Origin of the sequence: Faecalibacillus faecis (assembly GCF_003024675.1) — a bacterium.
Taxonomy (GTDB): domain Bacteria; phylum Bacillota_I; class Bacilli_A; order Erysipelotrichales; family Coprobacillaceae; genus Faecalibacillus; species Faecalibacillus faecis.
Map to the genome: position 1 here is coordinate 1 of NZ_PYLP01000034.1, position 8,920 is coordinate 8,920.

Annotated in this window: 7 protein-coding genes; 5 read left to right on the top strand and 2 right to left on the bottom strand. The window is 28.6% G+C overall.

Annotated elements, in window-relative coordinates; translation table 11 throughout:
* Positions 1-314: 314 nt before the first annotated feature.
* Both C7U55_RS12995 and C7U55_RS13000 read right to left on the bottom strand, forming a co-directional pair.
* Entirely contained in the window at positions 315-1,967 is a 1,653-nt protein-coding gene (locus C7U55_RS12995; protein ID WP_106988911.1) for a PucR family transcriptional regulator, read from the bottom strand.
* A 101-nt stretch (positions 1,968-2,068) separates the two neighbouring features.
* A complete protein-coding gene (locus C7U55_RS13000) occupies positions 2,069-2,923 on the bottom strand; it encodes a diguanylate cyclase domain-containing protein (protein WP_162297462.1) in 855 nt (284 codons plus the stop codon).
* Positions 2,924-3,015: 92 nt separating this feature from the next.
* Between C7U55_RS13000 and ftsW the strand changes: the two genes are divergently transcribed.
* The 5 genes from ftsW to C7U55_RS13020 all read left to right on the top strand — a co-directional run bounded on the left by ftsW (position 3,016) and on the right by C7U55_RS13020 (position 8,582).
* Positions 3,016-4,089: a putative lipid II flippase FtsW gene (gene ftsW / locus C7U55_RS13005; RefSeq protein WP_106988913.1), complete on the top strand. Its 1,074-nt coding sequence runs from the start codon at positions 3,016-3,018 to the stop codon at positions 4,087-4,089.
* A 35-nt stretch (positions 4,090-4,124) separates the two neighbouring features.
* Positions 4,125-5,255: an alanyl-tRNA editing protein gene (locus C7U55_RS13010; RefSeq protein WP_106988914.1), complete on the top strand. Its 1,131-nt coding sequence runs from the start codon at positions 4,125-4,127 to the stop codon at positions 5,253-5,255.
* An 85-nt stretch (positions 5,256-5,340) separates the two neighbouring features.
* Positions 5,341-7,392 carry an elongation factor G gene (locus tag C7U55_RS13015; RefSeq protein WP_106988915.1) on the top strand — a complete coding sequence of 684 codons (2,052 nt, stop codon included), beginning with the start codon at positions 5,341-5,343 and terminating at the stop codon, positions 7,390-7,392.
* 276 nt (positions 7,393-7,668) lie between these two features.
* Complete coding sequence (locus tag C7U55_RS13630) at positions 7,669-7,827, top strand: hypothetical protein (protein ID WP_155522392.1); 159 nt, start codon at positions 7,669-7,671, stop codon at positions 7,825-7,827.
* Positions 7,828-7,871: 44 nt separating this feature from the next.
* The gene (locus C7U55_RS13020) at positions 7,872-8,582 is read left to right on the top strand and encodes an Rpn family recombination-promoting nuclease/putative transposase (protein WP_162297463.1); all 711 of its coding nucleotides are present in this window, start codon (positions 7,872-7,874) and stop codon (positions 8,580-8,582) included.
* Positions 8,583-8,920: the final 338 nt, after the last annotated feature.

The window sequence follows — 8,920 nt, forward strand, 5'->3', positions numbered from 1 at the left end:
GCATACCGAAAACAAGGCATAGAATAGATGGGCGTAGGAATCCACCAGTAGCAAAAGGAAAAGCTGGATTTGTGACCACTAATCACTGAATCCAGCCCCTGTAGTATAGGGAATTCCTTTTCCATCGTTACAATAATGATAGGATAATATGAGATAAAAAACAACTGAAAAATTTAAAAAAATGATAAATTTTATTAGGTGCCTTTTGCGCTTTTTTTCATGTACAATTTTAATAAGATAAGCATAATAATAAAGGCACAAACTTAAGAAATAAAATCTTTCTTAAGTTCATGCCATTGCTAGAGATAAAATCTCTAGTTTCGAAGTTTCTTTGACATTTCATAAATAATTAAACCATTTTTTATAGCAAGTATTTCTACTGAGTCATGAAAATTAATATTTGTAATATCTACTATTTTATCTAATCGATAAGAAACCGAACGATAATGAATACATAAATCTTCTGATGTCTTTTTTATACTTAAATTATTTCTTAAATAAGATTCTAACGTTAAAACTAACTCTGAATTTTGTTTATGATCATATTCATAGAGTTTTAAAACAGAACCAGGAATATATTTAAGGAGTTTGTCGGGGTTTTCAATTTCCGCAAATATTTGTAAGAAACCTAATTTAGAATAATGGACGATTGATTTATTTTGATCCCCTGTTATTCTTCTAGCACTTGACATAAAGTTCATAGCAATAATTGATTGTTTATATGATAATTGTAAATTACGATATCCTTTTACAATTTGTCCAATTCCTATATCAAAATCTATTTCTTTATTTCGATGTAAAATATTATTCCTTACTAATTTTAAAAGATTTTGGATACGTTCTAAACTCTTTTGATCTTCTTTATCCGAGTCCATTTTTTGTAACATAATAATTTGTGTCACATTTTTATAAATATGTTCATTTGGATAAAAGCTTGATATTTCTCTTGTAATCAGTTCTATTTCATCGAGTTGTTCTTCTGTATAGATGCCTTCTTTATTTTCTTGAATAGAATGAAAAGAAACAATACGATAATATTCATCTTCTTTTAAACCAAGCATTCTGGCTGCTTCTGTTGTTTGATTATAGTTTAATTGTGAATTAATCATATTATAAATAATATCTTTATGATATTTCTTTTTTATTTCATTTCTTGCAAATTCAAATGTAAAAGAATAGCGTAAAGTATCTATCGCATTTTCAATTGCTATAAAATCTAAATCAACTAATTTTCTCTTTTTTTCATTGATTACAATATTGATATTTGCTTGATAGATTGTTGTTATCAAAATAATATATTGATTAAAATCTTGATAAACTTGTTTTTTATAATGATATTTAGAAATGATACCTGGATCAAATTCTACTATTTGTTGATTTCTAATAAGTTTTGTATCTTTTTTATTTTCTAAATCCAAACAATTAAAATCATCATAATAAAGTTCTATAGGATTTTCAATAATCATTGAAAGAAGTTCTATGATTTCTTTAGGTGAAGCATTATTATCAAAAACTAAAGCTTTAAAATTATCATTCATTAATTTATGATACTTTAGTTGTCCACGATCATCATCATAGACTTCTTTTAAAACGTAACGGATAATATTCCAAAAAGATTCTTTTGAGGATATTTCTAATAACGGGATATTTCCTTCTCTACAATATTTTTTTAAAATATCATACTTAAACTTATATTTTTCAAATCCATCTCTTGTTTTAACAACAAATCCAGCCACATTTAATTGTAGAATTTTTTTTAAATGTTCTTCAAATTGAGAACTTGTACAGTCTTGATAAACAAGAAAACTTGCGAGAATTAGCTCCCCCTCCCTCAAATATTTTTCAATATTTTCTACTTCTATAATCTTTATTCCTTTAATTTCACGATTCATTTCTTCTTTTCCACAAATAACCTTTAAATCATGAATATTGCTTGTTGTAATTAAATCTTTTACTGTTAATACCATAAATTGCTCCTTTTAATCTCTATAATTCTAGCATATCTTTTTATAAGTTGTACTATTTTTCTTAGCTTGAAATTTTTTTATAAAAAAAGAAACATAATTAACTATGTTTCCTTAATCTGTTTTTTTGCTTCTTGATACATATTTTCATAAGTACTTTCATGATTTGTTTCATAGAAACCTATTTCTAATTCTATATTTTCTGAAATATCTGAAAGTTTCTTTTGACTAAATAAACGCAACATTTCTTCTTTTCTTAAATTGGCAAGTTCTTTTGACATTAGATGATTGACAAAACAAATAAATTCATCTTCTTGTACTCTTCCTAGAATATCAATATTTCTAAAATTCATCGAAATAAAATCACTAATTTCTTTAACAAGACTATCCCCTCGCATTTTTCCTTCTTGTAGATAGGTTTCTTTTAAACCTTTTAAATGGAAAAGAAAAAGTATTTTTGTACCATTTTTATTTTCATTTAATTTTTCATTAATCAACCATTTAGCGGTATCTAAATTATATATTTTAGTCAGTTCATCTATTTGTTGATTATTTAAAATAGATTCTCTTAACTGATTGATTTCTTTTAATCTTAAATAATTATTGGCCGCATTTTTGACTCTTCTTAAAACAACTTCTTCATAAATGGGTTTTTGAATACAATCATAAACCCCATAATCAAAAGCTTGAATTAAGTCTTTAGGATTATCACTTGCAGTTAAAGCGACAATAGGTATTGGAGCTAATCGTTTATTCTTTTTTATTTGACGAATAAGATCCATCGCTCCTTCGGTAATTAAATCTATAAGCATCACATCGAATTGATAATCTTGATCACCTATTATTTCTTTTGCATCGGCAATATTTTTTGATAATGTGATTTGAAAATCATTTTCTAATAATTTTTGTAATAAAATCAAATAAATCGTAGCATCTTCTACTAATAGTAATTTCATCATCATCATATTCCTTTCATTTTTATTATATATCAAAATAAATCTTTTTATAAAATATTTTTATTTTGTTTACATATAATAAAACGGTGATAAAGATGAAAAAGAAGAAAATTATCTTAATTGTTCTTATTATTTTAGTAATTGGTTTAACAATGGTTTATAGTTCTTCCCATATTTGGGCACAATATAAAGAAAACGATGCGCTCTATTATTTAAAAAGACAAGGTCTTTTTATGATTCTTGGTCTTATTCTTCTTTTTATCTTTTCAAAAATAGACTATCACCTTTATCAAAAATACAGTCATCTTATTTTAATTGTTTCTTTCTTACTGTTGATCCTTGTTTTAATTCCTGGTATCGGTATTGTCCGTGGAGGTTCAAGAAGTTGGTTTAATTTAGGACTTTTTGCCCTGCAACCCTCAGAAATCTTTAAAATTGCCTTGATTATTTACGTAAGTGATTATATTAGTCATCATTATCATCAAATGAAAAAACTCCGTTATTGTTTAAAACCTCTTATTGTCATGGGACTTGGTTTTTTACTGATTATGTTGCAACCTGACTTTGGTAGTGGTTTTGTCATGTGTTGCAGTATTCTCGTGATGATTATTTTAACTCCCTTTCCTTTTCGTTATGTTGTCTTTTTAGGATGTGCAGGCGTCATTGCAATTGTTTTAATGATTCTTTCTGCTCCTTATCGTTTAAAAAGAATCACTGCCTTTTTAGATCCTTTTCAAGATCCTTTAGGATCTGGTTTTCAAATGATTCAATCTCTTTATGCTATTGGTCCTGGTGGTATTTTAGGTGTTGGTTTTGATCAAAGTATTCAAAAGCATTTTTATTTACCAGAACCACAAACTGATTTTATTTTCGCAATTTACTTAGAAGAATTTGGTTTTATAGGAGGGGTATTATTCATACTTTTATATGCCTATTTGTTTATTACGTGTTTCAATTTTTCAAAAGAGTGCGATGATCTTTTCGGTAGTTTTTTGATTATTGGTATTACCTCTATGATTGGTATTCAAACTATGATCAATTTAGGTGTTGTTGTAGGCCTGTTTCCTGTAACGGGTGTCACACTTCCTTTGATGTCTTATGGAGGAACTTCTTTACTTGTTACCTTAATTGAAATAGGAATTATATATAATATTATCAAATCTATTTAGTTATGTTATGATATCAAAGAAATGGATGTGATATTATGACAATTAAACTTTATGATTTAGATGCTTATCAAACAACATTTGAGGCAACTGTTCTTTCTTGTACAAAAAGAGAAAAGGATTACGATGTGATCTTAGATCAAACTTTATTCTTTCCTGAAGAAGGTGGACAAACATGTGATCAAGGGACGCTTAATGATGTAAAAGTCCACGATGTACAAATTATTGATCAAGAAATACATCATTATGTAAATGATCCTTTAAAAGGAAAAATAATAGGAAAAATAGATTTTAAACATCGCTATACTAATATGCAAAACCATAGTGGTGAACATATTTTATCAGGACTCGTTAAGGAAATGTTTGGTTTTGATAATAGTGGATTTCATTTAAGCCTAAATGAAATTACCACAGATTATAGTGGCTTTTTAAATACAAAGCAACTTGAAAAGCTTGAAAAGAGAGCTAATGAAGTTATTCTAGAAAACCACCCTATTCATTGTTTCTATCCAGAAGATACTTCTCTTTATAATTATCGTAGTAAAAAAGAAATCAATGAAGCTTTGCGTCTTGTTGAAATTGAAGGTATTGATTGTTGTGCCTGTTGTGCCCCTCACGTCCGTTCAACAAGTGAAATTGGCTTAATTAAAATTTTAAAAGCTATTAAACATAAACAAGGGGTTCGTATTTGGTTTATATGTGGTTATCGTGCTTATCAAGACTATCATCAAAAACATCTTCAAGCGATGCATATTTCTCAAAAGCTTTCTTTACCATCTGATGATTTAACTCATGGAATTGATCGTTTAATAAATGAAAATAATGATTTGAAACAAGAAATCTCAAAATTAAAGAAACAAAGCATCGATTTACAAATTCAATCACTTTCTGTACAAGATTTTCATCTTGTTTTTGTAGAAGAATTAGATCGTTCTTTACAACTTTATTACTGTAATCAATTACTTGATTTAGCACATCGTTTTAGTGCTGTTTTTGTAGGAAAAGAAAATAATTATCGTTTTTATATAACAAGTCATGAAGATGCACGTTTACTTTTAGAAAATCTTAAAGAACACTTTGAGGTTAAAGGTGGCGGTAAGAAAGATATGGTTCAAGGACAAATTCAGGGAAGTAAAGAAGATGTTGAAGAACTTTTAAACAATCTATAAGTTCTTCTTTTTTAATGTAACCGCTTTCTTATATAAGGCAATCATTGTATAATAAGATTAAGTAATATAAGAAAGGGGAATGTTTATGAAATTATATCACTCAAATAATATTGGTAATGTCGCTGTTTTGGGTCATTTAGCTTCTGGTAAGACAAGTGTTATTGAAGCAATGGCAAAACGTGCTGGCATTACTTCACAACTTGGTAATATTCAAAGTGGAACAACATTATCTGATTATGATGAAGATGAAATCAAACGTCAAACATCCATCAATTTATCTGTAATTCCACTTGAATGGGACTCTTGTAAAATTAATCTTTTAGATACACCTGGTAATTTTGATTACGTTGGTGAAGTAGAAGCCGCTTTACATGTTGCTGAATCTGCCGTAATTGTTGTTCCTTCTTATAAAGATATCAGTATTGGGACAAAACAAGCTATGTTCAAAGCAAAAGATAAAGCTAAAATCATTTATATTAATGGCTTAGATAATCCTGATGCTGATTATAAAGAAAAATTAAATCAATTAAAGAAAGCTTATGGTAAAGGAATTGCCCCTATTCAAGTTCCTATCATGGATAATCAAAAAATGATAGGCTATGTTAATGTCGCAAAAATGGAAGGTCGTATTTTTAAAGGAGAACATACTGAACCTTTCCCTATTCCTGAAGAAATGATGGAAGAAGTCATGCCTGTCAAAGAAATGATTGATGAAGCTGTTGCGAATACTAATGATGATTTATTAGAAAAATATTTAAATGAAGAACCTTTTACAAAAGAAGAAATTTCTTGGGCTTTAAGACAAGGTGTTATGAATCAAACTTTAATTCCAGTTTTATGTGGAACAAGTCAAATAGGTATTCAAATCTTACTTAATTCTATGGTTGCATTTTTCCCTGCTGCTGGTGATACATGTAATTCTATTATTGTTGAAAATATTGATACCCATGAAGAAGATATTATTGGTTTTAATGAAAGTCTCCCACCTTCACTTTTTATCTTTAAAACAATTGTTGATCCTTTTGTCGGAAGAGAATCTTTATTTAAAGTGTGTACAGGTCATATTCAAATAGGTATGTCATTATTAAACGTTGATAAAAATGAAGTAGAAAAAGTAAACAAACTTTACATAAAACGTGGTAAAGAACTTATTGAAGTTGATGAACTTTGTGCCGGAGATATTGGATGCATGACAAAGCTTTCTCATTCACTTACGAATGATACATTATGTACTCTCGATTACCGTATGAAATATCAACCAATTCATTTTTCAAAACCTTATTATGGTAAAGCTGTAAAACCTATCGGTAAAGCGAATGAAGAAAAGATTGCGAGTGGAATTGCCCGTTTACTTGAAGAAGATCCTACTTTAAAATTTGAAAGCAATCATGAAACAAAACAACAATGTCTCTATGGTATTGGAGATATCCATTTAGAAAGTATTGTTTCTAAATTAAAATCTAAATTCAAAATTGATGTAAAACTTGAAGATATGAAAGTTTCTTATCGTGAAAGTATTCGTAAAAGTTATACACAACGTACAAAATTCAAAAAACAATCTGGTGGGCATGGTCAATACGGTGAAGTAGAAATCCTTTTTGAACCAACAAAAGATTATAATCAATCTTATGTCTTTAAAGAAAAAGTCTTTGGTGGTGCTGTTCCTAAAGCTTACTTTCCTGCTGTAGAAAAAGGTTTGATTGAAAGTGTTAAAGAAGGCGTTATTGGACACTATCCTGTTTTAGGTATTCAAGCAACTCTTCTTGATGGTTCTTATCATAGTGTTGATTCAAGCGAACAGGCTTTTAAAACAGCAACAATGATGTGTTTTAAAGATGCCATGAAACATCTTGAACCATGTTTATTAGAACCTTATGTTATTTTAAATATTTATATTGATGAAGAGTATTTAGGTGACCTCATGTCTTATGTTAATAAAAAACGTGGTAAAGTTCTAGAAACAGATAGTTTAGATGACGGACTTATGAAACTTGTTTGTCGTATTCCACAAGTTGAAATTCTTGAATTTGCGATTGATTTACGTTCAATGACACAAGGTCAAGGCATTTATAATTATCATTTTGATGGTTATGAAATCGTTAATGATGATTTAGTAGAAAGATTATTGAAAAAATAAAATAAAAGACATCAATTCTATTTTATTAAAAATAGAGTTGGTGTTTTTATTTACAAAAATAGTGTTTGGACTAAACGTCCATTGAAGAAGAAAAAGAGGAAAGCTAAAATAATGATAGATAAAAGTTAAGTCGCCATGGTTAGAAAACGCACAAATTGTCTTTGATAACATGGTGCAATAACATCAGAAAAACTCCTTATAAATATGATAAACAATACAAACAAAAAGCGATGTATGAAACCTTAATATAAAAAATTTATATAAGGAGGAAAGATGATGTGCATTAAAGAAAGAAATGCTAGTGATAGTACTTGTAAAAAACTACTTAGAGATAAAGGATGCTTTGCGGATCTTTGTAATTATGCTTTTTTTCAAGGAAGACAGGTCATTCAACCTGAAGAACTTGTTTCAAGAGAAATGATCTGTCGACCTTGATAGGAAAGGTCGACAAGCCAACAGAGATCAAAAGATATCGAGATGTGGTAAGAAAGGCAAGTATTCATGGAGATTATGTGATTATTGGAGTTGGACATCAAAGTACTTTTGATGAAAAAATGATCTTTCGCATACTCAACTATGATGCAACGATTTATATCAATCAGGTTGAAAGTAAACAAGAAATCTATCCAGTAGGAAGCTTTGTGTTCTATACGGGAGATAAAGAATGGAAATCACCAGAAACATTGAAAGAAACATTGAAAAATATTCCACCAGAGATGGAACCTTATATCAATGATTGGAGATTACCTGTTGTCGGACTTAAAACAATGAATGCAAGAAAGCTTACCAATCAACGATTAAAAGAAGTTGTAGAAATCAGTCAAAGTATGTTTGCAGGAAATTATGATGATTTAAGAAACAATCGTAAAATCGAAATAGAAAACTTCATGATGGCGGCAACATTTACACGTACGAAAATTAAAAGAGAAGACTTACCAGAAGGAGATGAAATCAATATGTGCGAAGCAATGGACAGATTATTTCAAAGATTTGAAAATCAAGGAATTGAAAAAGGAAAACGAGAAGAAAAACAAAATACTTTAAAAGAACAACTTAAAGTAAAACTAGGGACCTTATCAAGACCTTTAGAAAAACAACTTACAAATACATCGCTAGAAAAACTAAACGAACTTACATTAAATATATTTAATGTAACAAATGAAGAAGATGTTTTAAGAATTATAAACTAAAAAAGATTGTAGAGTTGACATGAAATCAACTTTACAATCGGGTTTGTCAAGAAAAGTGTGTAAGTAATTTAAACATTACTAAAAAATAGGTTATTCAAGTTTGTGATTATTTCTTGTAGTGTCACTAAAAGAACTTGTATTTAATAAGCAGCAGTGTTAAAACTTATCTTTAATACTGCTGCTTTTTGAGTATATAAAAGGTTATGCAATATATGAACAATTGCATCCTTCTTGGTTAAGATTGGCTACTTAAATATTGATTGATTCTAGTTGTAAAATGATCATCTATCATCAATTGATTTAATACCATTGACCAATTCCTAATATGACCATTTTCC